This window comes from Streptomyces sp. NPDC093261, assembly GCF_044753645.1.
GTDB lineage: Bacteria > Actinomycetota > Actinomycetes > Streptomycetales > Streptomycetaceae > Streptomyces.
In genome coordinates, this window is sequence record NZ_JBIVNO010000028.1 from 64,154 (window position 1) to 90,078 (window position 25,925).

The 25,925-nt window shown below is 69.3% G+C and carries 20 protein-coding genes and 2 pseudogenes; 8 read left to right on the plus strand and 14 right to left on the minus strand.

From position 1 onward, the window contains the following. Positions 1-1,552 precede the first annotated feature (1,552 nt). The 6 genes and pseudogenes from ACIP94_RS35490 to ACIP94_RS35515 form a co-directional block, all read right to left on the minus strand. Entirely contained in the window at positions 1,553-3,091 is a 1,539-nt protein-coding gene (locus ACIP94_RS35490) for a sulfatase (RefSeq protein ID WP_402435246.1), read from the minus strand. Between the two features lie 420 nt (positions 3,092-3,511). Next, complete coding sequence (locus ACIP94_RS35495; protein ID WP_402435249.1) at positions 3,512-4,108, minus strand: helicase associated domain-containing protein; 597 nt, start codon at positions 4,106-4,108, stop codon at positions 3,512-3,514. Between the two features lie 410 nt (positions 4,109-4,518). Then, positions 4,519-4,896 carry a hypothetical protein gene (locus ACIP94_RS35500; RefSeq protein WP_402435252.1) on the minus strand — a complete coding sequence of 126 codons (378 nt, stop codon included), beginning with the start codon at positions 4,894-4,896 and terminating at the stop codon, positions 4,519-4,521. Next, positions 4,896-5,527: pseudogene (locus ACIP94_RS35505) on the minus strand (AAA family ATPase). The gene ACIP94_RS35500 and the pseudogene ACIP94_RS35505 overlap by 1 nt, the downstream one beginning before the upstream one ends. Before the next feature lie 133 nt (positions 5,528-5,660). Next, positions 5,661-7,162, minus strand: a pseudogene (locus tag ACIP94_RS35510) (Mu transposase C-terminal domain-containing protein). A gap of 268 nt (positions 7,163-7,430) precedes the next feature. Continuing rightward, positions 7,431-9,434 (minus strand): PE-PGRS family protein, encoded by a 2,004-nt coding sequence (locus ACIP94_RS35515; RefSeq protein ID WP_402435255.1) that lies wholly within the window; start codon positions 9,432-9,434, stop codon positions 7,431-7,433. A gap of 367 nt (positions 9,435-9,801) precedes the next feature. Between ACIP94_RS35515 and ACIP94_RS35520 the strand changes: the two genes are divergently transcribed. The 4 genes from ACIP94_RS35520 to ACIP94_RS35535 all read left to right on the plus strand — a co-directional run bounded on the left by ACIP94_RS35520 (position 9,802) and on the right by ACIP94_RS35535 (position 13,399). Further along, positions 9,802-10,296, plus strand: a complete 495-nt coding sequence (locus tag ACIP94_RS35520) for a winged helix-turn-helix domain-containing protein (protein WP_402435258.1) — start codon at positions 9,802-9,804, stop codon at positions 10,294-10,296. Beyond that, complete coding sequence (locus ACIP94_RS35525) at positions 10,272-10,886, plus strand: transposase (protein ID WP_402435261.1); 615 nt, start codon at positions 10,272-10,274, stop codon at positions 10,884-10,886. Before ACIP94_RS35520 ends, ACIP94_RS35525 begins: the two co-directional genes overlap by 25 nt. A 150-nt stretch (positions 10,887-11,036) precedes the next feature. Further along, positions 11,037-12,968, plus strand: coding sequence for a hypothetical protein (locus tag ACIP94_RS35530; protein ID WP_402435264.1), 1,932 nt, complete (start codon positions 11,037-11,039; stop codon positions 12,966-12,968). Further along, on the plus strand, positions 12,965-13,399 hold the full coding sequence (locus ACIP94_RS35535) for a DUF6228 family protein (protein ID WP_402435267.1): 435 nt from the start codon (positions 12,965-12,967) through the stop codon (positions 13,397-13,399). The genes ACIP94_RS35530 and ACIP94_RS35535 overlap by 4 nt, the downstream gene beginning before the upstream one ends. Positions 13,400-13,440: 41 nt before the next feature. Here the strand turns inward: ACIP94_RS35535 and istB are convergent, their stop codons facing one another. Together istB and istA are read right to left on the minus strand one after the other, a co-directional pair. Next, the gene (gene istB / locus ACIP94_RS35540; RefSeq protein WP_402435270.1) at positions 13,441-14,235 is read right to left on the minus strand and encodes an IS21-like element helper ATPase IstB; all 795 of its coding nucleotides are present in this window, start codon (positions 14,233-14,235) and stop codon (positions 13,441-13,443) included. A gap of 14 nt (positions 14,236-14,249) precedes the next feature. After that, positions 14,250-15,815 carry an IS21 family transposase gene (gene istA / locus ACIP94_RS35545; RefSeq protein ID WP_402435314.1) on the minus strand — a complete coding sequence of 522 codons (1,566 nt, stop codon included), beginning with the start codon at positions 15,813-15,815 and terminating at the stop codon, positions 14,250-14,252. A gap of 242 nt (positions 15,816-16,057) precedes the next feature. On the opposite strand from istA, the gene ACIP94_RS35550 reads away from it, so the two are divergent. Then, positions 16,058-17,635, plus strand: coding sequence for a hypothetical protein (locus tag ACIP94_RS35550; protein ID WP_402435273.1), 1,578 nt, complete (start codon positions 16,058-16,060; stop codon positions 17,633-17,635). 11 nt (positions 17,636-17,646) lie between these two features. Further along, on the plus strand, positions 17,647-17,787 hold the full coding sequence (locus ACIP94_RS35555) for a hypothetical protein (protein ID WP_402435276.1): 141 nt from the start codon (positions 17,647-17,649) through the stop codon (positions 17,785-17,787). Between the two features lie 2 nt (positions 17,788-17,789). On the opposite strand, the gene ACIP94_RS35560 is transcribed toward ACIP94_RS35555, so the two are convergent. Next, positions 17,790-18,473: a tetratricopeptide repeat protein gene (locus tag ACIP94_RS35560; protein WP_402435279.1), complete on the minus strand. Its 684-nt coding sequence runs from the start codon at positions 18,471-18,473 to the stop codon at positions 17,790-17,792. 44 nt (positions 18,474-18,517) lie between these two features. On the opposite strand from ACIP94_RS35560, the gene ACIP94_RS35565 reads away from it, so the two are divergent. Continuing rightward, positions 18,518-19,054: a hypothetical protein gene (locus ACIP94_RS35565; protein ID WP_402435282.1), complete on the plus strand. Its 537-nt coding sequence runs from the start codon at positions 18,518-18,520 to the stop codon at positions 19,052-19,054. A gap of 175 nt (positions 19,055-19,229) precedes the next feature. On the opposite strand, the gene ACIP94_RS35570 is transcribed toward ACIP94_RS35565, so the two are convergent. From ACIP94_RS35570 to ACIP94_RS35590, 5 genes are all read right to left on the minus strand, one after another. Next, positions 19,230-19,883, minus strand: a complete 654-nt coding sequence (locus ACIP94_RS35570; RefSeq protein WP_402435285.1) for a transposase family protein — start codon at positions 19,881-19,883, stop codon at positions 19,230-19,232. Next, a complete protein-coding gene (locus ACIP94_RS35575; RefSeq protein WP_402435288.1) occupies positions 19,843-20,268 on the minus strand; it encodes a hypothetical protein in 426 nt (141 codons plus the stop codon). Before ACIP94_RS35575 ends, ACIP94_RS35570 begins: the two co-directional genes overlap by 41 nt. Positions 20,269-20,293: 25 nt before the next feature. Then, positions 20,294-20,542 (minus strand): hypothetical protein, encoded by a 249-nt coding sequence (locus ACIP94_RS35580; protein ID WP_402435290.1) that lies wholly within the window; start codon positions 20,540-20,542, stop codon positions 20,294-20,296. 45 nt (positions 20,543-20,587) lie between these two features. Then, positions 20,588-21,568 (minus strand): DNA-binding protein, encoded by a 981-nt coding sequence (locus ACIP94_RS35585; RefSeq protein ID WP_402435294.1) that lies wholly within the window; start codon positions 21,566-21,568, stop codon positions 20,588-20,590. A gap of 293 nt (positions 21,569-21,861) precedes the next feature. After that, positions 21,862-24,417 carry a Helicase associated domain protein gene (locus ACIP94_RS35590; RefSeq protein WP_402435297.1) on the minus strand — a complete coding sequence of 852 codons (2,556 nt, stop codon included), beginning with the start codon at positions 24,415-24,417 and terminating at the stop codon, positions 21,862-21,864. A gap of 552 nt (positions 24,418-24,969) precedes the next feature. On the opposite strand from ACIP94_RS35590, the gene ACIP94_RS35595 reads away from it, so the two are divergent. Next, entirely contained in the window at positions 24,970-25,284 is a 315-nt protein-coding gene (locus ACIP94_RS35595; RefSeq protein WP_402435299.1) for a hypothetical protein, read from the plus strand. Positions 25,285-25,925: the final 641 nt, after the last annotated feature.

A 25,925-nucleotide genomic window follows, 5' to 3' on the forward strand; every position in this document is an offset into this window, starting at 1 on the left:
GTTCCGGAGCAGTGCAGCTTCACGAAGGACGGGCAGCGCTGTGTCCGGCCCCGCCACTGCAAAGAACTGTGCGCCACGCACTACACCCAGTGGAAGACCCACACCACCCGCAAGGCCGCTGGCCGCTGGAAGGACGCTGCCGTCCCCTATGCCGACACCCCTGCCTGCCCGGCTCCCGCCTGCCCGCTGCCGGGCCTGTACGCCGGGCCGCGCACAGGCGGCAGCCGAACGCCACCGGCCCGGCGACCGCGCCGCCGATCCGCCACGGCGCCGCCGGCACCCCGTCCTCTTCGGCGGGCAGCTTGGCGTCCTCCTGTTCCCAGGACGGCAACGCCCGCGCCAGCACGCCTTCCTCGACGCCGCACAGGCCTGCCAGTATCCGCCGCCCGCCCCCGTTGAGTAGGAGCTCCGCGTCGGCTCGCACGGCGCCGCCTTCATGCCGGGGACGGGAGCCGGTGACCGTGAAATGCCCGAGCACCTGCTCGGGGTGCATGCCGTACGTGGCAGCCACCCGGCACATGTGCGACCAGGTCGTCTCGCTGCTCACGGGCGCAGTCCGCAGCAGGACCGGAAGAGGTGTCACCTCGTCACGGTCTCGCACCTACGGTGCCCAGCAGGCACTGACGGCAAAGATTCATGCCCGGAAGCGGACAGACAGGCGTGCTGTCACCGGTGCGCGTCATGGCTGGCTGTGTCAGTTTCCGAGGGAGTCATTTCGTAGTGACTTCGGGAGTCATTCTGGGGTGGGCATCGTGATCAATGTCAGTGACTTTTGGGTTCTGGCACAGATCTTGGGGAGACGTCGCGGAGCGTCACCTCGATGTTTGAATGCGCTCGTTGATTGGCTACTCAAGGGCTCGGTAGTCAGGTGACGGACGGGCCAGCTCGGGGTGTTCCGTCACGTACCGATCACCGTGGATCTCCAGCATCGCCCAGTGCCACGCCTCGTCGTGAAAGATCAGCCCGCGGTACGGGCCTCAGCCGGTTCGTATGGGTAACGCTCCAGGGCGGCCTCCCTGGCCTCCTTCGGCGCCGGCCCGCCGTGATGCTGCATTACCCATGCGTAGCCACGCCGCTCCGACTGCAGGCACTCGAGATACTCAGCTTCGTTCCATCTCACGGCTCAACGGTAGACCGGTCGCCGAAGGGGGCGGCGTGTCACTGAAGCAGGATCATTTTCCGGAGCAGGTCGAATCCGGCTCGCCTGTAGAGCTGCCGCTTGATCTTCTTGATGCGGTTGATGGCGCCCTCAATGCTGCCGGAGCTCCTAGGGCCTGTCCGATGGGTCCCTCGGAGCTGCCACCACGACAGACCTGCGAACGCGGAGGTGAAGTCGCTCCTGGCCGCCTTGGGAGGGTTCAATGCCCAGGTGGTGAACTGGGCACAAATGCGCGACTGCAGATTCGACGTCGATCGCGTTCCTGAGCACTTGGAGCGGGTGGAGCGCCAAGACGAGCCTGAAGTGTGGAAGACCCCGCCACCCCTCAGAGGGCTGGATGCGGGGTCTTCGTGTATGTGCAGCCGGATGCCGCCGAGCGCAGCCCGATGAGGGCTACTGGTGCAGCCGCGACGCGTCCCGGCAGGACTCGGAGCCCGAACAACGGGCGAGCGCGGTCAAGGTCTCGTGCAGGGCTTTCTCTTTCCCGTCGCTCAGACTGCCTGCGAGATTCCTAAGCTCAGCGGGATCGGCCTGCGTGTCGTAGTATTCGCGTTCCCCGTCCGCGTACTCGACCCAGAGACTGTCCGCGGTCCGAAGCGCCTCGTACGTCGGCGGATTGCCGCTGTCCTTCGGAGCCGCGTCGGGATCGCCCTTGGACGTTCCGGGATGGTGATGCTCGACCAGAACGGATTCACGCCAGTCCTTCGGCGACGATCCGTGGAAGAGGTCGACAAGGCTGAGACCGTCCACGGCCGAGGGCGGCTTCAGCCCCGCGAGCTGCTGGAACGTCGGATTGAGATCGGTGTTCTGCACCAGCTGGGAGGCGGTCCGCCCCGCCGGCACATCCGGTCCTGTCACCATCATGGGGACGCGGATATCGGTGTCGAAAGCGGTCTGCTTGCCCGGCCGCAGCCGGTGCTCACCCATGTGGAAGCCGTTGTCCGAGCCGAAGACCAGATACGTGTCGTCCGCGAGCCCCTTCTCCTTCAGCACGTCCTCCAGGTGGCCGATCATCCGGTCGACGGCCTGAACCGAGCGGACCCGCTTGGCGAACTTGCGGTCGATCTGCGTCTTCTCCTTGTCGCTCAGGGGCTTGAGATCGGCCTGCCACTTCGGCGCCTGCGCGGGCAGCCGATCGTAGGCGGCGCTCCTGGGTGCCTTGAGCCCCGGGTAGCTGTTGGCGTCGCGGGGCGCGGGCGTGGAGGGCTCGTGCGGCGCGAAGGTGGCGAGTTCCAGCATGAACGGCTTGCTGTGCGCCGCCGAGGAACTGATGAAGGAGCTCGCCTTGGCGGACACCACGTCGGTGAGGTAGTCCTGCGGGTCATGGCCGTAGTGGACGACCTTGCCGTTCTCGTTGAGGTCGTAGTTGAACTCTGGATACCCGTTGCCGGCCACGTCCCATTCGTTCCAGCCCGGAGGCACGTACGGGTGATCGGTGCCGCTGGTGTCCTTCGGCTGGTAGCCGTTGAGGTACTTGCCCATGAAGCCGGTGCGGTAGCCGGCCTTCTGAAGAGCCGGCGCGTAGCACTTCTTCTCGTCGCCGTTCTTCATGAAGGCGCCGTAGCCTCCGTCGTCCCCGTTGTTGGTGAAGACCCCGGTGTTGTGGGGGTACTGCCCCGTGAGTATCGAGGAACGCGAGGGGCAGCAGAGCGAGTCGGTGACGAAGTAGTTCGAGAACGTCGTCCCCTGCTTGCTCATCTGCTGAACGTGCGGCATATACCGCACGAGATTCCAGGAGAGGTCGTCGGTGAGTACATAAATGATGTTGGGCTTGCGGCCCTGTTCAGAACTCCCCGCCAGCGAGGATGCGGACGCCCCGACCGCCGCGCTCTTGCCGGGCGCTGCCGAGCACCCGACGAGCAGCGCGGCGGCCACGGCAACCCACAGCAGGACCTGCCCTGCCGCACTCCTACCTGGTGACGATCCGTGCATGCACTCTCAACTCCCACTAGTCTGCCGGTCGGTGGGCCAGCGAGAGTAAGAGCGCTTCTTGTGGATTCCTTGTGCCGAAGGGCCCAGCTCATCAGCCGAGGTGCGCGTCCCACAGGCCCGGTGCCGAGGCCGAGGTCTACTTCGGAGATGTCACGGTGATGCTCGCCGGCGAGCTGGTGACCTGCTACCTGTTCGCGTGTCCTTCGCCTTCTAAGGGACCCCATATGGGCGGCCGGCAGCCGCATCATCTCCGGCCCGCCGGCCTGTTCCCACTTGTCCTTCCGCTCCTGGTCGGTCGGCAGCCGCTCCAGCAGGTCCAAACGGGAAGGGCCCGGCTGCTGCCGGACCCTTCGCTCGTAGCAGGGGCGGGATGTCCCACGCGCCCTACGCCACCGCCCACTCCACCCTCACCGCCGTTTTCTACGCCCAGTCCACTCCCAGCTCCCGGAGCGCGTCCAGTTGCTCCTGGGCGAGCTTGTCCCGTCTCGATTTGGTGTTCGAGACCCATACGCCCAGCCTCACGGCCACCGGGTCTGCTTCGCCGTGGACCGTGATCTGTTCGGTGTGGCCCCTGGGTACGGGCCGGTGCGCGCCTTCTCGTTCGATCCACTGTCTGAGGGCTGCGAGTCCGCGTTGGAAGGCTTGCTGCGCCTTGCTCTGGCCCTTCGTCGCACCCTTGGCCGGCGGCGTGGGAGACGGCGCCTTCGTGGGCTTGATGCCCAGCTTGGACAGCCGCTCCTGCTGCTCGGTCGACAGCTGCGCCCAAGTGGCCGGCTGCTTCTGCCTCCCGATCCACCGCCCGAGACCATCGCCTTCGAAGGTCACGCCGGGGGCGATGTCGGGGAGGCGGCCGTGGAGTTCGTCGGCGGCGAGGTCGGCGAGGATGCGGTAGTGGCGTTGCCAGTCCAGTGGCCAGGGGCAGTTCCAGTCCGGGTCGATCGCGGCCAGCTGTCTTGCGCGCTCCGCGGCTCGGTCCGGGTCTTTGCCGAGGCCGCCGTTGCGGCGGAGGTTGGCCATGTGCTGCCCGATGGGCACGGGCCCGTCGCCGGCCGGGTCGTCCCAGTGGCGTGCAGGGGGTGCGCCACGGTGTTCAGCCGGGCGGCGAGGACGTCTGCTGGTGTGCGGCTCTGCCTCCGGGCGGGCGGTGCGCCGCCCTTCGTGGAGGTGAGATCGGGCGCGCCTGGGCACCCGGCGCGTTTCGGACGGTCTGTCACCACGCCGTCCGACCGCGCCGGGGAGGTGATCCACTGCGCGTCGTCCGGGCTGGAGGCTGGTCCGGTGGTCGCTTGCTGTCCGGCGCTTCGCGTGCCGTCCGGTGAGTGGCCCGTGGTGCGGTCCAGGACCGCACGGGCCTGGGGGAGGGTGTCGACGAGGCGGTACGGGGTCTGTTCGAGGAGCGTTCTCAGGGCGGGGCCGGCTGGCCGGTGTCAGAGGAGGCTGAGGCGGATGCCGCAGCGTTCGCGCAGGGCGAGTGGCTGTTGCTGGCGGGCGGTGGTGAGGTGGTCGGTGCGGCAGACGATGAGATGCCCGATGCGGTGGGTGAGGATCCAGGCGGCGACCGCGTCCAAGGCGGGGCGCTGGGAGTCGGCCCACGTCCCGTACGTCTCTCCGCCTTGGGGGAGTCGCTTGCCCAGGGCGTAGAGCAGGTCGTGGGCGAGGGCGGCGGGTGCTCCGTTGGCAGGGCTGGGGTCGACGGTCAGACGTCCCAGGACTGGGTCGTGTGCTGCATGCGAGGCGGCCGTCCAGCTGGGGTGGTCGTCTTTGTCGACGAGGACAGTGACGGCCGGGAGGACGCCGACCTGCACTACATGCCGCCGATCTTGCTGTAGACCCAGCGCACGAGGTCTTCGTCGACCTGTCTGAGGTTCAGTTTCTTCATGCCGGAGAGGATGTGGGTGGTGATGTTGGCCCAGTTGCGGAAGCTGCCGTGGGCGGCCTGCTTGTCGATCGCGTCGATCAACGCGGTGTCCACGTCTGTCCAGACGGGGTGGAAGGCGGGGATCGTGGCGCGGACCTCGTCTTTGGACATGCGGGTGAACTCCTGCCAGATGAAGATCCTGGAGGCCAGCATGGGTTCGCGGCGCAGGACCTTGTAGCGGCCGTCGCCCCCGGCGAAGATCACGGCGATGTTGGTGCGTTTGTCGTCCCACAGGTGGCGCCAGAACTCGAACCCGGTCTTCTTCATCCACTGCGCCTCATCACAGACCAGGACCCGGAACTCCTCGGCGAGCGCCTCCTTGAGGAGGGTGTCGAACTCGATCGGGCGGGCCGGCGGCTCACCGGGCAGCCCAGCGCCTGGAAGAGACCATGGCGGATGTCCCTGGGGGTCGGTCCGGCCCGCAGCTCCAGGCGGTGGGTGATGTCCGGGGCGAGATGACGCAGCGCGGAGTTCACCGACATTGTCTTGCCGGATCCGGCCGGCCCGTAGACGCACATCGTGGCCTTGGCCTCGATGACGGCCTCGATGTTGTCCCGGGTGGTCAGCAGCGTGTCGGTGCCGACCAACTGGGCCTGCTCCAGGCCCAGGAAGTGGTCTTCGCTCTCGTCGGGCAGCAGCCCGTAGTCCAGGTCAGCGATCAGTGGGTGTGCGCGGGGGCCTGGGGCGGGCCCAGGTATCGGGTGCGGGGCCGTGCGGAACCAAGTCGGGACGGGCCAGCGCACGGCGGTCCGTCTGCGCCGCTTCTCCCAGTTCCTCTTCGGCCTGCGCGGAGGTCGGGGAGACGAGTGGACGAGGCGGGGCCGCGGTGGTGGAGGCCTCGAAGCGCCGCCGACGCAGCTTCTCCGCGGCTTTCAGATCGGCCTTGAGTCGCTGGGCGGCCGTGGTCCGTGCGGCCTGGACGGAGCGGATCTGCTCCCGGCTTGCCGCGGCGGCCAGGAATGCCGACCCGAGATGGCGTCCGGTCGCCGCGTCGAAGACCTCGATGGTGTCGTCGTGGTGGGGCAGGTGCCGTACTGAGACTTTGGTGCCGGTACGGCCGTTCATCCACGGGGCGAGGTAGTCCCGGCGGCGCCACCGCACCCCGCTGGTGCTGATCGTGTACGTGCGGCCGTTGTCCTCCAGGGCGAACGTCGCCAGTTGCCCGGCGGACACATCCGTGAGCGGTGTCGCGTCGGCCTGCCACGCCTGGAGGGGGGTCTCCCCGTTCAGCGCGGCGGGACGATGGAGGGTGTTCCACCAGGTCACCCAGTTCAGCAGCAGCCCCACGAACGCCTCGTAGGTCAGGGGCGGAGCGTCGGGGTCGGCGAGCCGGCCACCGGTGAGTTTCTGGCGGCCGGTGTAGCGGGGGAGCGAGACGAGGAACATCTCCTCCACCGCGTCGTTCAGCGCCTCGATCGAGCCCTTCAAGTGCGGGCTGTAGGCGGGCAGATCGGTGACGGGGACGGCGAGCGCGCCCATCGCCGCGGTGGCCGTCGCGCACAGGAACTCCTTGCCGCGATCGACCCGGATCTGACCCGGCAGCCCGCCCACCGGCCCGAACGGCTCGCTGCGGGTGATCGCGATCCGTAGGGACGCCAGCACCGCGTCCCGGCTCGGAGCGTGCGCGGTGACCGCCACCCCGGTGATCGCCTTGGTGGCGCAGTCGATGAACCAGGTCCCCACGGTGTGGCCAGCTCGCCCTCCACATCGACCTCGACGGGCATATGCTTGTGGTCGCCCTCCCACGCCGCGTTGCGGTGCGTCGGCGGGCGCTGCCCGAACACGTCGTGAGCACGGCGGGCGGCTTCCCCACTCTTCAGCCCGGCCCGCTCGCCGCGGGTCAGGTCCCGGCGGATCGCCCGGTGCAACGTGGAGAGCGAGGGCACCGCGGGAGCGTTCGGATCGTCGGCCGCCCGCTGTACCAGCTCGGCATGGACCCGGGAGGCGTTACCGCCCCACAGCGCCAGCAGCCGCCGGACTTCCGTGGTGACCGTGAAATGGGGCGCCTCCACCCGTGCGAGGCGGTGATCCTCCCGGGCAGCGGCCAGCCACCGCCACACCGTCCGCTCCGACTTCCCCAACGCCTTTGCCACCAGGCGCACATGCGCGGCGCTCAGCTCACCGCGGCTGTCGAGGTCCAGCAGCCGGGGCATTGCCGCCGCCCGGCCTGCCACCGGCGGAAACATGCCTCCGGGCTGTCTTGCTGATGCTCGCCACGGCTTCCCGGCACACGCGGCCCCTCTCGCCGAGTACGGGACAGCACGGCCTGCTGTCCTGGTCCCAGGTATCCCAGCCCTTCGGCACCCAACTGACCGGAATCGGCATACGACTGACAGCAACCATCGCCATCCGATACAGCCGGCCCGCCTGCGAGGCCGCACGGCAGCCCAACCCTCTCGATCCCGGAGGCATGACGGCTTCTTACGGTCCTGGTGTGACCGGGGCCGGATGCTGGATCCGCTGGAGCATCTGTTCCATGACAGGGACGGGCAGGGCGGGGTGTCGGGCCGCGGTTTGTGCGGTGTCGGCGTCCCGCAGCAACCGGATTATCACCCGGGCGGGCAGCCTTGGATGCAGGGCGGCGGCGTAGCGGACACGTTCGTGCGGGTCGTCGAGCAGCCGGACCGCTGATGCGGGCGAAAGGCGTGGGTCGGACGCGGCCCGGTGCCGTACTTCCTCGTTGCTGTCCCGGCTGAACGTCTCCACCAGCTCTGGCGTGGACTCCGGGTCGTCCAAGGCCAGCCGGCGCATTCTGGCGTTCGGGTCGTTGGCGTAGCGCAGCAGGTCGCGGCGGGGGAAGTTGGGGTGGCCGTGAGGGCGGTCGGGGGTACTGAGGCTGCCGGTCCACCACTGCCACACCCGCAGGAGCATGTCAGCGGGCGCGTCGTCGCAGGATTCCGCGAGGAAGAGCTGGACGACGCGGTCGTCGTCGCGGGCGAGGCGTTCGACGACGTCCGCAGGCAGGTGCCGGGCCCGGGCAACGCTCCTGCGTATCAGGGGGTGGGAGGAGGCGGCCAGGCGGCGCATGGCGCCGGGATCCTCGTGCAGTGCCATGACCCAGTCGAGCGGGGAGTAGTGCCCGCGCGGGTCGAAATCGATGGGGATGCCCGCCCGCTGCTCCTCGGTGATGTCGGCGCGTGTGGCCACCACGAAGCGGACGTTCTTGTCAGGGTCCTGGGCAAGAAGTGCGACCAGGTCCGGGTCCAGGTGCGGGTTGCCCGCGAGAGAGCTGCGCTGGGCCGGCTCGCCGTGGTGGACCAGGTGTTCGGCGAGGCCGCGTTCGAGGCGGCAGGACTCCACCGCGCGCTCTCGGACTCCTTCGGTATCGAACACCGAACGGGGCATCGGGTGCTCTCGGTGGTACCGCAACAGCGCCTCGATGCGCACTTTGCCGGAAGGATCGCTCAGAAGCTTGCGCCGGGCCGGGCCGTCCAGATGAGTCCAGCCTCTTTGGCAGGCTGAGGCGCGTACAGAGGGATGGTCGTCGCCAGCCAGCGCGGTCAGTATCCGTACGGGCAGTCCGCGAAGACGAGCTGTCTCTTCCCGGACCCGGACGGAAGGATCCGTGGCGAGCTGCTCGTACGCGGCGTCGGTGAGCTCGGCGCGCTGGTCAGCCGCCAGCAGGGTGAGGATCCAGCGGGGCCGGGATTCCCGCTCGCCCAGGATCAGACGAGTCCACTGCTCCGCTGTGAGGCCCGGCTGGGCCTCGGCCAGCAACTGCCTCACTTTCTCATCCGGGTGGACGATGGCCGCCTCGACGACCGCTGCAGGCAGACGCCGCCACAGGAGGAAGTGCGATACACCAAGGAGACGGGCACGCAGATCATCGGGGGTGGCCGGGTTGAGTGCCAGCCCGTGCGCCCACATCTCACGCACCCTCTGAGAAGGCCCCGGCCCCTGAAACAGCGATGTCCAAGCGGCTGCCCGCTCCCGTGGGCTCTCCTGGGCCGCCGCCCGAGCGGCTGCCTCTTGCCGCTCTCGCAGGTGGTCCACGACGATCAGCCATACCTCGTCTTCTTCAGTGGTCACTCCCAGCAGGGTGTCCCCGTCCGTCGCGAGGGTGACGAACTCCGGTTGCCCGGGCCGCTCGCCCAAAACTCCGGCGAGGTCCCACTGCTCCGTGAGCTGCACCCGCGTCCAAGGCCTGGGCGCGCAGCCTGTCCAGTTGCCCGCGACGTCGATCAGGAAGACACCATCCCCGCCGAAGATCCCGCTCTCGGTCCCGAGCCGGTGCCACTGCGCATTGAGCTCGGCGACCAGGTCCGCTCGGTCTGCCCTCACACTCACGGTCGGCCTGGCTTCTCCCGCGACGACCAGGCGCCACGCGGCCCGGGGCGGCACTACCTCCTCGGTCTTCCAGTCACCCGCGATGTGCAGCCCGGTGCGGCGCAGCATCTCCATCAGCTTGTCTTTCCCACCCGTCATGGGTGCTCATCCTGCCCGACCCTGATTCCTTCCCCTCCAACGACGGATGGGTAGACATACCAACCAAGCGCAGATGCCGGTCCACTTGGCCGCCACCCCTCTCGTGCAGTGGCTCGCCGCTGGTCTCGTTCGCCGCGTGCCGTAAACGCCAACAGCAGAGCGGCCAGTCTGCCCCTCATAGCCAGGCGACGCCGGGCAACCGACGCTCTCTTCGCCCCTGGGAGCCAAGGATGCCCGTGCCCTAGATCAGCCGCCCCTCCAGATCTTCGCCCTGCACACGCGGCATCGAAGGCCACTCCTGCGTGCTGCTACTGAGGTTTTCGACGTAGGGTGACGGTGATCTCGCTGGTGGGTGTATCCCGGTGTCATGCGGTATCCCGATGGGGGTGGCCTGACCGCGAAGCAGCGGTCCCGGCGGGAGCAAGTGCGGTTCGAGGCTGCCGAGTTATTCGCGCAAGGGGTGAGACGGCCGCAGGTCGCGCGGCGGTTACGGGTCTCACGCAAGTCTGCCTATGCCTGGCATGCCCGCTGGCGCGAGGACGGCGTTGAGGGGCTGCGTTCCAAGGGGCCGTCCGGGCGTCCGTCACGGATGAAGCCCGAGTGGCGGGCCTGGCTGGCGGCGGAGCTGGAAAAGGGACCCGCCGCGCACGGCTGGACGGAGGACCAGCGCTGGACGCTGGCCCGCGTGTCTGTCGTGATCGCCCGGCGATTCCACGTGCGCTTCAGCTCGGCACAGACCTGGCGCATCCTGCGTCAGATGGGCTGGACGGTGCAGATGCCGGTACGGCGGGCCGCCGAACGCGACGAGGAGGCCGTGGCCACGTGGTTGAAGGAGACGTGGCCCCGGGTGGAAAGACGGTGAGGGACCGGGACGCCTGGCTGTGCTTCGCGGACGAGGCAGGGCAGCTGCTGCGGCCGCCGAAGGCGTGCACCTGGTCCCGCCGTGGCCGTCCGCCCCTGGTCAGGGTCCGCGCCGCCGGCTCGGGCCGCATCTCCCTGGCGGGCCTGGTCTGCCAAAAGGCCGATCAACGCACCCGTCTGGTCTTCCGGATGCTGGTCCACCACGGCCGCAAGGGTGAGAAGAAGGGCTTTCGGAAGAAGGGCTTTCGGGAGGAGGACTTCGCCTCGTTACTGGATGCCGTCCACCAGCAACTTGACGGCAACATCGTGCTGGTCTGGGACAACTACAGCCACCACGTCGATGCCGCCATGCGCGAGCTGATCGGGAAACGGCCGTGGCTGACGGTCTTCCGCTTCCCGACCTACACCCCGGACCTCAACCCGGCCGAGGGTGTGTGGGCACACCTGAAGGAGAGCCTGGGCAACCTCGCCCCATGCAGCATCGATGACCTCGCCGGGCTCGTCCGCACCCGCCTCAAACGGATGCAGTACCGGCCCGACCTGCTCGACGGGTTCATAGCCGAGACCGGACTGACCACGACGCTGCCATGACGTCCCCCCGAACCGAAAACCTCAGTAGCGAGTCCGCGAGGCGCGCTTCTGCTCGTGGATGTGGTGTCGGCGATGGCTGGCGAGCCCTGCCGAAACCGGAGCGCTGAGTCCTGGTACTGGGCTGTCAGTGCCTAGCGTTACGGTGGCGCGGTGAGCGATCAGGGCCCTGGAGCCATGCCGGCAGGAGCGTCTCCCTACGCGACGGGCGGCGGGGGAGTGGTGCTCGAGCACCGCTTCGGCGCCGTCTTGATCTCCCACCTGATCACGGGGACCCCGATCCCCGGACTGGGCGATCATGTCACCCCCACACGGATCCGTTTCCAGGCGAGCCGGTTCAGCCCGGTCGACGACATTCACGTCACCGGGATCGCCGCAAACGGAAGCGAATACCGGCTAGTCATCGGAGTCCGCCGCCAACCGAAGCTGGTGGTGGCCGAAGCCTCCTCCGTCAAGCTTGTCGCGACCTACCTCAAAGTGGTCGTGGATCAGTGGCCGTTGGTGAACTCGGGGCTGTGGCGGCTGGGCCTTGCCGTCATGCCCTCGTGCACTCCCGCCCTGCAGCTGAAAGAACTGGCCGCACTCGCCGACGCCGCCCCGGATGACGCGGACTTCCGAACGCGCCTGCAGGAGCCGCAGGGCCCCAATAGGCGGGTGCAGAACCGGCTCAAGGAGCTCTACAAGATCGTCGCGGAGATTGTGGCCGGCGGCTTCGACACCCAGGGCGTGCCCCCGTCCGAGCTCGCCTGGCGGTTTCTGTCCAAGCTGCACCTGTTCGAACTGCGGCTGGAGGGCGCAGACCGCAGTGACCGCACCCGTGCGGTCGAGCGTCTAATCAAGGCGACATCCACCAAGACACTGCAGGCCGCGAACACCCTCTTCGCCCGTATCGGGGAACAAGTCGACTCCTACGCGCCGGTCGGCGCGGACATCGACCATGCCAGACTGGCGGCGGACCTGAGCGACGTTCTCGACGTCCAGCTTCCTGGGGGATCGCCTGAACAAACGAACTCCGGCCAGATCGAGGCCAGTCGGCAGCGTGCCGATGCCCTGATGCGCGGCCCGGTGAAAGCTGTCGGCCTGGAGGCAGAACTCGATACCGCTGTCGACGCGGCGGCCGGCGCGCACCCGGCAGCCGCAGCTGCAGCCTTCGAGCGGATCGCGCAGCGACTCGAAGGAGGGGGCTATCGCGGACACGCCCTGCTGATCCGGCGGCGCAGCGCCCAGGAACTCGAAGACGCAGGACACCCGCAGGCAGCTGTGACCGCGCTGACCCGACTCCTGGAGCACCTCATCGCGCAGGGCGCAGAGCACGAGGCTCTGGCGGCGCGCGGGAAGCTGGAGCGGCTGGCCGCCGACGCTGAGGAGAACACCGCGGCCAAGGCGGCGTTGACGCTCTACTCCACCCTGCAGCATCCCCTCGACGACCTCACCGCCCTCGCGCCCCTCGTGGACGAACTCGCAGAAACCGGCGCCCCCACGGCCCCCCTCTACGCCACCGCCTTCGCCGAAACCGCACTCGCCTCGGAACAGGTGCACCTCGTCACCGAACGAGCCGACACCCTACGCGCCGTGGCCGGCCAGGCCAGCGATGAATTCACCAGGACACGCCTCCTCCTGGCTGTTGCCGATGCCACCGGAGAGTGGGACGCCATCCTGGCGACACGCCGCCTCCTAGCACCCCAGACGGCCGCGTGGGTCCGGGCCCGCCGAGCCCGCTACCTCACCCTGGCGGGAAAGCCGGACGAGGCCACGTCTCAATGGTGGGAAGCGATCGAGGCGGGCGCACTCAACGACCTCGCGAAGGACACCGCAGCATGGCTGTATGCCGTTCGCGACAGCGAACTCCGCTACCGCCCGCCCGCTGCAGGCTTCGAGACGCATCCGCTGGCCCAGGCCATGAGCATCGGCGGTGGCCAGTACCTCGTTGGCTGCATAGGTCAGAACGAAGAGCACTTTTCGGTGGGAGCTGGGAACAGCTGGTTGCTGCTGGGCCTCCGAATGTTGATGAGAATTAGCAGCGGTCCCGGGCCGCGGAAACGTGATGTCGTCAACGTGTTGACGTCCGTATCCTTCGGCGGGTGAGTCTGATCGAAGTGGGTCCCGGGCAGGTCGAGCTCGTCGTGCGGGGGCCGGGGACGCTGGCGACCTCTGTCCGGTTGTTCGACTGGTCGCGTGAGGATGAGTACGAGACCGTCTTCGCGGTGGAGGCCGTTGCTGATGGTGTGCGTGCACGGCTCGAGAACGTGACCGTCACCGTCTGGGATGACATGAGCGAGTTCTTCGACGGCCTCGCCCGAGACTTCCGTGGCTGGGAGGGGGAACGGGTCTGGATCAACAACCACCTGGTCGTGAAGGCGACCTTCGGCTCGGGTGGTCATGTGTATTTGGACTGGACGCTTCGGTCCGGCTTCTTTCCCGGTGACTGGAAGTGCACGGTGACGACCGTGATCGAAGCCGGTGAAGGGATGACGACTGTAGCCGCGGACCTGCGGGAATTTCTGCGCCAGGGGTAGGTCGCCCAGGTTCGCTCCGCGCAGGCACTCCCGCGTCCGGTTCAGCCGACGGCTTGCTGCTCAGCGCGGGCGCGGGTGGTGGCGAGACGGTAGGAGTCTGTGCCGGTCTCGATGATGTTGCCGCCGAAGGTGAGGCGGTCGACGATGGCCGCGCAGAGTCGGGGGTCGGTGAAGGTCTTGGTCCAACCGCTGAAGGACTCGTTGGAGGCGATGGCGACGCTGTTCTTCTCCTCGCGTTCGGTCAGCACCTGAAAGAGGAGTTCGGCGCCGCGGCGGTCGAGTTCCATGTAGCCGAGTTCGTCGATGCAGAGCAGGTCGACGCGGCCGTAGCGGGCGATGGTCTTGGTCAGCTGCTTCTCGTCGGCGGCTTCGACCAGCTCGTTGACCAGCTTGGTCGCCAGGACGTACTTGACTCGGTAGCCGGCCATCGCGGCCTCGGTGCCCAGTGCGATCAGCAGGTGAGACTTGCCCGTGCCGGAGTCGCCGATGAGGCAGAGGGGCAGGCCCTTCTTGATCCACTCGCACTTAGCGAGGGTGTGGATCATGGCTGCGTCGATGTTGGGGTTGGCTTCGAAGTCGAACTTCCGCAGTGACTTGTCGCGGGGGAAGCCGGCGGCTTTGATGCGGCGCTCTGAGCGGCGGCGGGCCCGGTCGTCGCACTCGGCCAGGAGGAGCTCGGCGAGGAAGCCGAGGTAGGACATCTGCTCACGGCTCGCTGTCTCGGCGAGGTCGGGGAACTGGGAGCGGATGGTGGGCAGCCGGAGCATGCGGCATGCCTGGTCGACGGCGGTGGTGGCGGCCTGCTCGGTGAGTCCTCGCTGGCGGGGAAAGGTCACGGTGTTCTCCTCTTTCACGGGGTGGGGTGGTCGGGTCGGCGGAGCCGCAGGAGCTGGTCGTAGGGGGCGACGGAGGGCAGGGGCCGCTTGTCGGGTGGCAGGTTGACCCTGACGGCCGCGGGCAGCGGGGCGATGGCGTTCTGGCTGGTGGTGGAGGGCAGCTGCGGGGGTTCTTCGGGTCCGGTGTCGGCGTCGGCTGCCTTGCGGGCTTCGAGAGCGACGGCATCGGCGGTGAGGGCACCGGTCTTCAGGGCTGCGGCGAGGCCGGTGACGAGGTGTTCGTGGGGCAGGTGGCGGCTGAGGAGGAGGACCTCGATCAGGGCCCGGGTGCCGTCGCGTTCACCGTGCGCTTTGACGGCGGCTTCCCACCAGGCGTCGTGCATGGGAGTGAACCGGCCGGCGGCCCGGGCCTGGTCGAGGGCGGTGGCGCCTGGCAGGGCACCGGGCTTGCGGATCAGCGCCTCCAGGTAGTGGTCGAGTTCGAGGCGGGATCCATTGCGGGCGATGAGCCGCTCATGGCGGGCGACTTCCTCGCGGCCGTCGTAGACCACGAGCTCGGAGGCGTGGAGCATGACGCGGACGGTTCTGCCGATCAGCCGCACCGGCACCGAGTAGCGGTTCATCCTCACGCAGATCTGGCTGTAGCGGTCGACCCGCGGGGTGGACAGTCGACCGGTCTCGAACCGCTCCTCCGGCAGTGGCGCGAGCAGCGGCTGCTCGGCCGCGAAGTACTCGCCGATCGTGCGGGGACGGGAACGGATGCGGCGGGCGTCGTCCTCCTGGTCCCACCGGTCGATCATCGCGTTGAGCTCGGCGAGCGTGTCCACTTCAGGGACGGGGACGAGGTGGTTGCGGCGGAACCAGCCGATCTGGCCCTCGACGCCACCCTTCTCGTGGGCGCCGCGGAGGCCGGGCTGGCAGTAGAGGGCGTCGATGCCGTAGTGGGAGCGGAAGGCGGTCCAACGTTCGGCTTCCACCCGGCGACGGGAGAGGCCCAGCACCTGGGCGACGGCGGCCCTAAGGTTGTCGTAACGGACCTTCCCGGTCGGCACTCCGCCCAGCACGTTGAGAGCGTGGACGTGGCCCTCGAAAAACGCTTCCTGCCCGGCCGAGGCGAAGATGCGGTGCACGGCCTTGCCCGAGTACGACAACCGGAACGCGAACAGGTAGCAGGTCACCAGCTCGCCGGCCAGCCTCACGCTGACGTCACCGAAGTCGACCTCGGCCTCCGCCCCGGGCCTGTGGGTCTGCGGGACGAACGCGTTCACCACCCCCTTGCCGGCCTGGAGACGAATCTCCTCACGGCGGGCGGCGACGTAGGCGCGGACCATCTGGTAGGAGACGTCGACGGCTTCATGCTCGTCCAGCAGCCGGTCGTAGATCCGCTTGACCGTGTGGCGCTGCTTCCGTGGCGCGGTCAGGTCCGCCTTCAGGATGGCGTCGATCACCGGCTTGTAGGGGTCCAGGCGCGTTGCCCGCGGCCTCATCTTCTTGCGCGGCTCCGGCAGGGCCGAGGCCAGAGCCCTCTGCACGGTGTTGAAGCCGACGCCGTACTTCCGCATGAGCGCACGCGTCGACATGCCGGTCCCGGCATCACGACGGATCGCCGCGTACAGATCGACCTTGGAGTTCGGCAGCACCCGGGCCCCCTCGTCGTGCAGAGCACAACCATGGTCCCGAGGCAAGCACCTGGGCGTTCTCGAAACTCAGCGACATCACTCTCCCGTGGAACCAGGCGTTCACACCGCTGAGCAACAGACGTTCTCCAAATTCACCTACAAAGCCACCTCGTCCCGGCCCACCGCGACACTACACCGCCGCGTTGACCGCACTGCACGAGGGAAAGCTCGCTGCGGCCTGCACCGACGCCCGCAAGGCTCTGCGCCATGCCGTGGTGAGCGGCCACCTGCAAGACGAGATGGCCGCCGCCCAACTCCTCGCCGACATCTACGCCGCCTCCGGGGAGACCACCCGGGCCGCACGCCTGATGGTGCGGACGGGAACAACCAACAAGCTGGAATCCATGCTGAAGGAGGGCGGCGACCACTACATCGACCTGACCGCCGCCCTCACCTCGCCCCAACCATGGCAACGCGCTGCCGCATACAAGGCCATCGCGGTCCAGGCAGACCTGGTCCCCGACGAGCAAGCCGATCAGATCGTCTCGCGCGCACTTAAAGAGTTCGCCGACGGTGAAGCAGGCCGCACCCAAGAGGGATGGGTACTGCCACAGGTCTGGCATCACGCTCTGGCCGCGGCCGCAGCCCTGATCGAACGCGTCGACCCCGCCTGTGTCCAGCGTGCCCTTCTTCTGCTCGAACCCCTCCTCGAGCGCGAACCTGGCAAATACCGCCACACAGACGGCGCACATATCCAGATGCTCGCGGGCGTGCTCCGGCGGCACGACGAGTACGGGCCACAGGCGGCCCAGCAGCTGACCGAACTCCTGCGGCAAGGCGGCTCGGTGGCCCAGCAAGTACCGCACCTGGCCACCGACGCCATCCAGGAAAACTCCGGGCTCTTCCGTGACGGCTTGCGAGAGATGACTCTCACCGACCTGTGGGCGGCCCAGCTCCTTACTATCGTCGGCGAAGACCTCCCCGCCGACGCCCCGATGGTGACCAGCAGCTACACCACGATCACTACGCCGCTGGAGGCCACGCCAGGGGTCTTTGCACTCGGCACGCTGTTGGCTGACCAGGCCCTCTTGGTGCGTCACTGCGCCCCGCTGGAGCGTGAAGCCGCCGCCGCAGCTCTCACCGACCGCGTCCTGGACAAGCAGCAGCCGGCCATCAACCGCAGTGATGCCATCAACGCGCTCACCAACCTGAGTGCCGTCCTCTCACCACAGACACGCAGCGAACTGTTCCGCCTCGCCATGGAGTGCGCGCGCGGAGAACACGACGGCAGCGCGCTGGACGATCTGACAGGCAGCGCGCACCCGCTGAGCGCTGTGCGAGTCAGCCTCGGCTCCGCGAGCCTGGCCGTGCCAGGCATCCGTCTCGCCGCAGCGACCTGCGCCGGCGACGCTGGCGCATGCGCTGTCGAGGATCTCGCCAAACCCCTGCTCAACGGACCCGACCCCGATGAAACAGCCGAGATCGCAAGAGCCCTGACCTGGCTCGGAAACCACCCAGCAGCCGTGCCGGCCACCCAGCTCGCCACCCACCCGCACCCGGGCGTCCGGCGCCTCGCCGCCGTACGCTGGGCAGCCCAGACACCCCGTGACCCCGGGATAGGCACGAGACTGGCAACCGACCCCGACTACCGCATGCGACGCGAACTAGCCGCCGCCGTCGCCGCCGCGCAGACAGCGGATGCGACCTTGGCCCCCGTACGCGACATCCTCGCCGCCGACCCGCGCTACTGCGTTCGCCGTGCCGTGGCATTCGTTGCTTAGACGAGGCGCCGATGGTGACCGATTCACCCCCGCAGACCAGCGACTGCGGCGTCGCGGAGGAAGACGGAGCCGAAGAAGCGCAGGCCCGCGGCATCGTCTGCGGCTACGCCATCGCGTACGCGGAACGTCGCCTCGTGCTGCGCGCTGATTGAGCTCAGGATTCGACCTCGTCGTGGTTTGCCGGGTCGGCGGCCCGTGCGAGTCCCTTCTCCGCTTTCGAGACCATCCACTGATCGTGGATCCGGGAGCCGACTTCCAGGGCGCCCGCGTAGTGTTCGCTTGCCTGCGCAAGGTCGCCGCAGTGCTCTGCGCACCTGGCGACCTGAATGAGGCTCCATCCCGTCAAAGGGCCGTCGTGACAAGCAAGGCCGGCTCGCACGGCGGCCTCATAGTGCTGCTGTTCTTGGTGAGTGTTGCCTTCGGCGCGAGCCAGCTCGGCCATCTGATGGTGAGTCCAGCCTGCGGCCGGGTGGCACTGGTGGGCGTCCGCCACCGTCAGGGAGCGCAGCCGCCGGGCCGGGAGGTCCTCGGCGGCCAGGATCTTGTGGAGGGTGGTTGGTCCGCTGCCGCCGGGGGAGCCGCTCTTTCCCTTCCCCCACACGTAGGTGGCGACCAATGCCTCTCGGAGCGTCTCGCGCGCCGGCGTGTTGGCGACCATCGACGTCACCTGCGCCCGGCTGACCCGGGCGTCCCCGTGAAGGAGTGGGAGCCAGTGCCGAAGGCCAGGGGGTGATCCCCGGCTGTGACGCAGCTCCTGTCGCCCCCGGGGGAGGCCGCCGTACCGTTGTCCGCACCTCCCCGCCCGGGCGCGCAGCGCCCGCGACCGGATCACCCACACCGGAACACCCAGGACAGGCGGGCATACGCACAGGACGGTCCACCATGCCCACCGCGCTCTCGCCCGTCATCGCCGCCTCCGCACGCTGGCTGCTGGCGGCCTTCCCCCCGGCCACCGGCCCGCTGAACCAGGCCCTGGCCGAAGCCCAGGCAGGCCATGCGGCCACCATCGCCGCCGCCCTGCGCTACCCCACCGCGCTGGACGCCGAACTGCTGGACCTGCTCGGCCCCGGCGGCTCCGGCCGGCTGGACTTCGTGACCGGCGCCGACGCACCCCCGCTGACGGACGCCACCCACGCCTGGCGCACCCAGGTCGACGAGACCGTAGTCAGCTGGGCGGCCTGCCTGCTGGCCGACGCCGACCTCGCCGCCCTGGCCGCCGCCTGCCTGGCCGCCACCCACCACGGCCCCGACAGCGTGGGCGACGCGCGCCGGCTGACCATCCCCAGCCCGCGCGACCACCGCGCGGCCCCCCTGCTGCGCCACCCGGACTTCCTCGGCCCGATCGCGGACCTCCACCGCGAGACCCTCCTCGGCCTCCTCGGCGTCGCCCCGGCCGTCACCGCCCCCGAACCCGGGTGACCACCGAGCCCGGCAAGACCACAGGCAGCCGGCCACCGTCGGGCCGCCGCGGCCCGTCGCGCTCAGGGCGCCTTGAACAGAGCCGGGAAACGCGGAGCGAGCCAGGGCTTGCGCCCCCCGACCAGGATGCAGCCCTGAGCGAGGGGACCCCACTGGCCCCGGCGCCCGAGCGCCATCAGGAGAAACGTGACCGGCTCGATGAGGATGGTGCAGTCCGCAACCGCTCCACACTCGATGGCAGGCCCCGACAGGCCGGACCACAACTCAGCCGGCAACGGACGCAAGCGGCACCTGCGGCAGCCGCGGTGGGGGCGTGGGGCGGGGCGGGCTGGACGCTGATGCCGAGGTGTTCGCAGGCGGCGGTGAACGCGGCGAAGACGAAGACTTTGCCGCGGTCGACGACGATCGTCTCGGGCAGGACGACGGGCCGGGCCGCAGCCCCGGCCAGTCGCTCATCCAGCGCGGCCAGCCGCTGGTGGGGGAGTGCGGGGCCGTGGTCCATGCGCAGGATGTTGGGCCAGGTGGGCCGGGCGGGGTGCGGGACGGCCATCTCCGCCAGCAGCAGCGCCGCGTCCACGGCCTTGGTCGCACTGAGGATGGCGCGGGTGGCGACGTCGACGGCGATGGTCAGTTCGGGTCGGGCCAGACGCCCGTTGTCGAAGAGAGCGAGGACGTCCAGGCGGGTGGTGTCGACCTGGACCTGCTCGCCGGGCCGCAGCGCCGTAGCTGGGGTGAACGCCTGCCCGTCGACGCTCGCCGGTACTCGCCGGACGGGTCCGGAGGGCAGTTCACCGGGCCGGGCGAGGTTGGTGACGAGCCGGTACAGCATGGCTTGCGACGGGTGCGGGCACCGTGCCGGTCGGCGAGGATCTGGTTGATGAGCGGGAACAGGCCGTTGACGGTGCCCGGGAGCGGCCGCGGTGGCGGCACAGTGCTTCGCGGACGGCGGCGACGACCCGCTCGTCGGCTCGGCCGGTGGGGCTGGAGACGCGGGTGGTGCGGTGGTCGAGCACCCCCCACAGGCCTTGCTTGCGGTAGGCGAGCCGCATGCGCTGCACCGTGGTGCGCGACACCCGGCCGAAGCCCAGCGCGGTCAGCTCCTGGGCCTTGGCCTGCTCCCGTTCGGCCAGCGTGTGCCGCTGCGGGTCGTACTGCGGCCGCACTGTTCCTTCGCTGCCGAGCCCGCCGGTGAGCCCGCACTCGACTTCCCGCACGTGCCGCTGCCAGGCCAGCGCCTTCTCACGCGCTGCGGCGGGGGCGGTCTCGAACAGCCCCCACTGCGCTGTGACCGAGGCCGCGCAGCAGCCGCCGGGCGACGTCGGCGGTCGGACCGGTCTGCATCCCGCGCAGCTGCAGCAACTGCTCCTGGACGCTGTCGAGCGTGCTGGTGATCAGCATGCGCTGCTCGACGGGTACAGCAGCCCGCCACATCGTCCCCGAACCGGGTGCCTTCTTCTCCTTGCCCAGCACCCGCAGCTGACCGGCCATGGCCGCGGCCTGGTGTTCCTGCCGCAGCCACCACAGGTCGTTGTCTTACCCGGGCGGCCCACCGGCACCGCGGCGAAGACGGATGACACTGCCCATCCACGCCAGAAGCGGCCCGCCGTGGTCCGCCGCGGCCAGCGGCCCCAACCACGGCCGGCCGACCCGCTCACCGAGCCTGCGGCAGAACATCCCGTCCACGGGCAGCGCCCGCGGCCGCCCGGCACCGCTGTCCACCCACACCAGCTCCGCCATTGCCGGGTCCAGCAGAGCCTCGGCCACCGCCACCACTTCCGGGAAGACGACCGCCTCCCGCCCCACGATCCGCCACCGCTCCAGATCACCACCGGCATCCCCGCCCGCAACCTGATGCAGCCGCTGCGGCCAGACCGTCTCCCGCTCCCTGCCGTAAGCCTGCTCCCACCACCAGGCCACCACCGCCCGCGCCAGCGCGAACACCCGCTCCGGCTCCGCACCAGCCCGTACTGCCCGCCGCGCCACCCCCGCCCACCGCCGCTGCGCCTCCACCACCTCCGGCAGGCCACGCAGATCCAGGTGCTCCAACGGCTGGTTGGCGTCCGCGTCCAGCAGCCACCGCCCATGCCGCACACACACCCGCTCCCACCGCGGCGCATACCGCACCACCCGCACGGCCGCCCCCGTGCGCCGGGCCGTGCACAGCCGGCACCCGAACCCCACCGGACCGGCGATACGCCACAACCCCACCGGCTCACCAGCCTCGGCACGCAGCTTGGCATCCTCTGCCGCCCAGGACGGCAACGCCCGCGCCAGCACGTCCTCCTCCACGCCGCACATGCCTGCCAGCAGCTGGCGCCCGGCCGTGTTCAGCAGCACCTCGGCGTCGGCCCGCGCACCTCCGCCCTCATGCCCGGGCGGGTAATTGCGCCACTTCAAGCAGGCCCGCAACCCCTTCGCTTCCATCCCGTAGCGGAGGGCGAGGCGGCAGATCAGCGACGAGGTCGTCTCTCCCTGCAGGGGAGCAGTCCGCAGGAGGCCGGGGTAGCGGGTCACTCCACCACGGTCTCGTGTTCGCCGCCCGGGCGGGCGCTTTCGTAACGGATACCCAACCCCCGAAACGCCGGGCGTCGCGGCACGGAAAGCGGGTCCCGGGTAGGCGGCGGCGGGTGCTCCTCCGGCGGGTGAGGGCGGGGAGGGAGCGGTTGCGGCCGCCTCGGCAGCACCCAGGCCGCCGAGTGAGCCGAGGGGTGCCTGCCAGCAGCCGTCCGTCGCCCGACCCACACACCGAGGCGATGGGCTCGTACGCGATACGTACGCTTTCAGGTTCGCCGTGGGTACGCGTCTAGTTAGGTCCAGCGCATGCCGATGGCGGAGAGCTGCTCTACTCGCTCGGGCGACAGCGTGGCTGCTCTGGAGCGCTGGTTGCCGATAAATGCACCAAGCCGGATCTGCCATTCTTCCTGGTCCTGGCCGCTACAACCCTGCCCGTCACCGACGACGATCGTCTCTACGTGCTTCCTTGGGACCCGCAGGTGCCCCTCACGCTCGTAGTACTGCTTGGCGGCGGCGTAGTTCATCGCCCACTTGTCCGCCTGGCTGCGCCGTCGCTTCGGTTTCTCGTCCTGGGTGGCGGGCTTGACCCCGAGGATGTGCTCACACATCCACTGCTGTGCGCCTGTGAGCTTCTCCCAGCCGAGCCGCTGTGCCCGTACCCACCGCCCCAGATCCTCGCCCTGGTGCACAACGACGCCCGGCTCGGTCGGCAGCTCGCCGCCGGCCTGCAGGTGGAGCCGGACGAGGTGGAAGGCGCGCTGCCACTCCACCGGCCAGGCTGGGCACCACGAGGAGTCGATGTCCTCGAGCTGCTCGCGCCGCTCCTCCGACAAGGCGCCGGCCGACGACCCCACCGGCAGACCCTCGGCACGCCGCTGCTCGATCTGCTGCGCCTTGCGGGCGGCGGCGCGGGCGTTCTTCAGCCAGATGCCCACGCGGTATCCCTGGTGGGTGGCGTCCAGCGGCGCCAAGAGGTGCCCGTTCGCTTCGGCCCATCCGCGGGCGGCGGCCAGGCCTTCTTCCCATGCGATGTCGAAGTGTGACCAGACCATGCCCAGCTTTTCCAGCTGCGCGATGCGGTCGGCGTTCATGTCGCCGCGGGCGTAGAACTTTCTGGCGTCGGCGATCCACTGCCCTAGCGGGAAGGCGGCGAGTGTGGCCGGCCACCCCTCGCCGTTGTCCGTCTTTTGTTCCTGGTCGTCGCTGCCCGCGGTGGGGACGCGGTAGGTGAAGGGCACGCGCAGGTCGCCGTGGCGCTGGTGGTAGATGGCGGCGGCTTCGATGCCGCGTCGCCAGTGGGCGTGTTCGGGGTTGAGGACGCGCAGGTTGATGAACGCGGCCAGCTGCGCGGGGTCGCGGGGGGTGGAGAACTTCAGCAGTTCCTGGGCCGGCACCGAGAGCTGGTCGCTTCGGTCGCTGCCTGCTCCCTCCTCCTGTGCCCCGTTGCGGGTCTGTACGCCTCTGACACGGCTTGGCGCCTGGGGCTGTGCCAGAGCTTCCACGACGCGGGCGTCGTGTGCCCTGAGCGCTTCCAGCAGCTTGGCTAGGCCGCCGTAGGCCCGCGAGGTGAGCATGCTGTCGACTGTCTCGCCGGGCCCGAGCAGGACCGGCACCACGAGCGAGGCGATCTTGCCGTCGCCGGGGTGCATGCGCAGTGCGCGGCCGACGGCTTGGACGAGGTCGGGCATGGAGCCGCGGACGTCCGCGAAGTACACGGAATCACAGTGGGATGTATCGATGCCTTCACCGAGCACCCGGACGGACCCGAGGAACGTCTTCTCCACGACCGTGCCGTCAGCAGCGATCCCTCGGGAGAATTCGTCCAGGACGCGGCGCCGGTGGAGGGCCCCGTGCTCGCCGCACAGCCAGTTGGCCCACACGGTGCGCGGGTACAGCCCAGGATCGGTCCCGTGCAGCCGGCCGGCGACGTCCGTCAGGCCGGCCGCGAACGCCTCGGCCTCCTTCACCTGATGGTGAAAGACCAGCGTCCTTTTGAAGCCCTCCTCGGCCGAGGCCTTCACCAGCGCGGTCTGCAGCGCCGCGAGCCGCGCCCCGCGCACCTGGTCCGAGCGGGCTTCGGCGCCCAGGAGCTGGGCGGCCTGGAGCTGGCTGTCGGTGATGTCCACGCAGACCACCTGGTAGGGGGCGCAGATCCCGCGGTCGATGGCCTCCGACAGCGTCAGCGTGTAGCAGCGGGCCCCGAACGGGCCCTCCGGATCGTCTTCCATCGACGCGACCAGCTCACCCGGCACGCCCGGCGCAGCCTCGGTGTCGTCGTCGAGCTGCCACAGCCGGGGGGTGGCGGTCATGTAGAGCCGGCACAGGGCGGGGATGCGGGCGTTGTCGTGGACGACCGCCCAGGGCTTGCCGATCCGCCCGGAAGTCCTGTGCGCCTCGTCCACGACGATCAAGTCCCACCCCGGAAGACCCCTGGCATGCGCGCGCTCGAGTGTGCCGAGCCCGAGGGAGGCGTAGGTGGCGAACACGGTGGCCTTGTCGAACGGGCGGACCCAGGCGACCAGCTCGTCCACGTCCGTGGTGTTCGGGAAGGACACTTCCGGCCCCCGCAGGGACGAGACCCCGATCATCGGCCCCGTGCGCCCGCCCTCGCGCCAGGCGGCCTCGGTCTGCGCGAGCAGGTCCAGCGACGGCACGAGCACCAGCACTCGACCCGCCTGCAGCTCCTGCGCGCTGCGCACGGCGACGAGGGTCTTGCCCGATCCGGTCGCCATGACCACCTGAGTCCGCAACCCCCGCTCGGGCACCCTCGATCTTGCAGGCAATTCGAGCGCCCTGAGTACTGCGTCCACGGCCTCTCGCTGATGCGGACGGACTTCCTTCACGGTCACTTCTACGTCCCTCCTTCTGCAAGCCGGAAGACAGCTCCCTGGAACCCAAACACCTCAACCAGCTGCTCCTACGCGGGTATTGAGCCAGCAGCCATAGCACCGGCCCCGTGACATCGGATCGCCACCTCCGATGCGGACCCGCAGACGGCCACTCTCGAGCGAGCCACATCACTCACAGAACGAGGACCACTTAATTCCAGACTCTATCGCAACTACAGAATGAAGCACATGATGGAGAATCAACGCAGAAGCCCCGGGTACTCCGCAAGCAGCACCGCCCGGCCCAGACACGGGAGAGCCATGACACAGAAACCTGGAAACAATGAAGGCAACCAGTTCTGCAAGGCCTGCGGCACGCCCGCCGAGGACGGGAAACTGTGCAAGCACTGCGGCGCCGTCCTGGACTTCCCCGACAGTGCAGGGCTGGTCGAAGACCAAGGCGCAGCAGTACGACGCGACTTCGAAGGACGCACCCCGCAACACGACCAGAGGTGCCCAGACAGCAAGTAAGCCTGGTCTGCTGAACAGCGTCCGCGGGGGTACACGGCCCGCATGGCACCGAAGACCGAACGCATCGAGTTCCTGCGGGCCGTGCGGCAGCTGCACCGTGTCCGTTCCTTCTACGCCGTGGGTGTCCTGCTGTGGGCGGGATCCACAGCCTGGACCGGTTGGCAGGCCCCCGGGAGCCGGCAGATGTGGGTATCCGTCCTCCTCCTGGCCGTCTTCACTGCTCTCCTCGCCACCGCGGGCCTGACCCTGCGACGTCTCGCGGTCCCCACGACAGGCCGGCCCGCACACCACGCGGCCCCCCACAAGACCGCAAACCTCCATCACAAGGCGGCAGGCACCCGCCACGCCCACGCCTGAGGAGCCGCCCGCCCGGCCAGCTCCTGCCGGGCGGGCGGGCGGCTTTCGAAGGCGCCGTCCACGTCTGTGAGGCCGGTGGCCGGGCATACGGGCTTCACTTCCCATCGAGAGGGGCTTGTCATGCTCGGCATAGTCGCGGCGGTTCTGTTCTTCATCGCGTTCCTCATCAACGCAGCTGAGATCAGTACGAATCACACGTTCTCGTCAGTCAACGTCATGCTCCTGGGGCTGACCGCTCTGGCTCTTCACGTGGCGGGGATCGGGAGCACTTGGTCCCGGAGACGCTGACCCGGCACCCGGCTGGCTCCTCCCGCAGGAGTCAGCCGGAGAAGCACCGCCCCCCGCCCCTTGCTGCCGCTCGGGCCGTAGGCCCGTCGGCCTGCCCCGCTACGCGGGGCAGGCCTTCGTGGCGCGCAGCGCCACCCGGTGACCGGAGCGCAGCGCAGGGCACCGGGTGGGGACGCAGCCCCCACCGCTCCGGGAGCGCAGCGGACGGAGCATCACCTGCCCTGTGCAGCAGGGCAGGTGAGCTGACCGCGCAGCGGTCAGCCAGCGCTCCCGCGGAGCGGGAGCGCAACACCCGCGCGCAGCGCGGGTGTTCGCTTGCATCGCGCGCAGCGCGATGTGACCCGCTCCGCGGG